The organism is Liquorilactobacillus sp. (assembly GCF_047719775.1).
Taxonomy (GTDB): Bacteria; Bacillota; Bacilli; order Lactobacillales; family Lactobacillaceae; genus Liquorilactobacillus.
This window is the reverse complement of record NZ_JBDNTS010000044.1, coordinates 1685-3762: the sequence shown is the minus strand read 5'-3', so window position 1 is coordinate 3762 and position 2078 is coordinate 1685. Positions and strand designations below refer to the sequence as shown.

Annotated in this window: 3 protein-coding genes; all 3 read right to left on the bottom strand. The window is 37.7% G+C overall.

The genetic code is table 11. The annotated features are described in order from the left end of the window. Positions 1-73: 73 nt before the first annotated feature. Positions 74-421 carry a type II toxin-antitoxin system PemK/MazF family toxin gene (locus ABF682_RS11900; protein WP_017867064.1) on the bottom strand — a complete coding sequence of 116 codons (348 nt, stop codon included), beginning with the start codon at positions 419-421 and terminating at the stop codon, positions 74-76. After that, positions 421-684 (bottom strand): AbrB/MazE/SpoVT family DNA-binding domain-containing protein, encoded by a 264-nt coding sequence (locus tag ABF682_RS11895; RefSeq protein ID WP_056960396.1) that lies wholly within the window; start codon positions 682-684, stop codon positions 421-423. The genes ABF682_RS11900 and ABF682_RS11895 overlap by 1 nt, the downstream gene beginning before the upstream one ends. A 247-nt stretch (positions 685-931) precedes the next feature. Next, positions 932-1873, bottom strand: a complete 942-nt coding sequence (locus tag ABF682_RS11890) for an aldo/keto reductase (protein ID WP_056960398.1) — start codon at positions 1871-1873, stop codon at positions 932-934. Positions 1874-2078: the final 205 nt, after the last annotated feature.

The following is a 2078-nucleotide window of genomic DNA, read 5'->3' as shown; positions in this document are numbered from 1 at the left end:
TTTAGGCTAATTATACTCAAAATAAGTTTACCTGAAAAATTTTGCACCAGAACCACTTGGGAACTAAATAGCGCTAAAAAAATTGACGGATTCTAGAGGTAATAAGTTGTATTTCCTCAGGCTTTAAAGTTGCTTCAACTTGTCCGTTTGAACGTTTAGTGGGGTCAATAGCACGAACATGTTGCAATAAAGCTGTTCCATGAATCTTATTATGGTTGATCTCCACAAAAAGTGGAGATTTAGCATACTTTTCCACCTGCCAATATTTTGCAGAAGTACTAATTGGTACCACAATCACAGTATTAAAATATTGGTTGTAGTGAGCGTTACTGATAACCAAACAAGGGCGCTTCTTTTTAGTTTCAGTGCCTTTAGCGGGGTTTAAATCAATCCATAAAATGTCACCTTGAGTTAATTTCATTAATCAAAATCTTCACTTTCTACATCTGGTCCCCAGTCGAGTTCTGGAGTAGATAGGTTACCAAATTGTTTTTCTTGTGCTGCAACAGTTTGCCACAGATCGGGTTTACTAGGGATAATAGTAATTGTGCCATTAGGGGAGATTTTCCATTCAATAACGTCACTAGATTGAAGATCTAAAAGATTACGCACGGTTTTAGGAATAGTTACCTGATTTTTACTCGTAATCTTTGAACGAACGGTAGTTGAATCGTTAGTATTCATATAAATCAACTCCTTACTTTTTCCTTACTTAAATAATAACATAGTTAAAAGAGGAAGACAATCCTTGATCAACGTTAATAATCAGGACGAAGTTTAGAGAAAACAGTTTAAAGTGAGCGTTAAGAGGTTCTTTTTTTTGTATAAAAATAAACTCACTCAATTTTAGAGTGAGTCTATTTGACATAACCACGACTTCAGGCAAGTAACCTGAAAAGGGAGCTTTTCACATGTTTAAGCGAAAAATAGTTTAGGGCAGATCATTACCTGCAGCCAAGTAAACGTCGTACCATTCCTGAGCTGTTAGTTTAACCTTAGTGCCATCTACTGTATCGCGTAAATGAGCAGGGTTCATTGTACCAGCGATCACTTGTAGTTTTGCAGGGTGCCGCAAGATCCAGGCAGCAGCAATGGCATTTTTAGATACACTGTATTTATCTGCTAATTCTTGCAGTTTATCATTAACTTTAGGAAAATCAGGATTGTCAATGAATGTCCCTTCGATCTGACCATATTGGAAGGGCGACCATGCTTGGATCGTCATGTTGTGAAGTTGTGAATACTCTAATAATCCGCCATCATGATCAATACTTCTAGCGTCCGTCATGTTTGTGTGAATATCACGATCGATCGGACCTGTGTGCATTACACCAAATTGCAACTGATTGATCAGTAGTTTTTGATTGACAGCTGATTGAACTAAGTCCACTTGACCAGGGTTCATGTTAGATACGCCAAAATGCCGGACCTTTCCAGAGCTTTGTAATTCATCAAAAGCCGCTGCAACTTCGGCTGGGTCCATTAATGCATCAGGACGGTGGAGCAAGAAACTATCTAGATAGTCAATACCCATCCTTTCGAGCATGCCATCAACAGTTTCGAGTAAATGCTTTTTTGAAAAGTCATAACGTGTGATCTCATTATTACGTTCAGGATTACGATAAATTCCGCCTTTAGATTGAATAAAGAAGTCATCTCGTGACAAAGATGATTTTTTAAGCGCTTGGCCAAACCTTTCTTCAGCCTTCCCGGCATCGTAGACGTCCGCGGCATCAATATAATTAATACCTAAGTCCTTGGCAGTTTCTAAAACAGTAACCGCATCGTCGACACTTAGGGGTGCAATGCGCATAATGCCCAAAATGACCTCAGAACCTGTAAAACCAGAACCACCAATTTTGACTTGTTTCATTAAAATATCCTTCCTTTCATCTCTAATACTTATGGCAAGTATAAAACAATTAAAGACAATTTCAAAACGATAAAAACTTGGAACCAAATTCAACAAAGTTGATCTTATCAAACTTAAAATCTTTGTCTCGTTAGAAGCAATTATCCGCTAATGGATGTAAGCTGATTCCTGAGACAACTTTTAAGAGAGCGTATAATGAATAAAT

Excerpts from the sequence above, each read along its gene's own strand:
- ABF682_RS11890 (WP_056960398.1), bottom strand. The coding sequence starts at position 1,873 with ATGAAACAAGTCAAAATTGGTGGTTCTGGTTTTACAGGTTCTGAGGTC.
- ABF682_RS11895 (WP_056960396.1), bottom strand. The coding sequence starts at position 684 with ATGAATACTAACGATTCAACTACCGTTCGTTCAAAGATTACGAGTAAA.
- ABF682_RS11900 (WP_017867064.1), bottom strand. The coding sequence starts at position 421 with ATGAAATTAACTCAAGGTGACATTTTATGGATTGATTTAAACCCCGCT.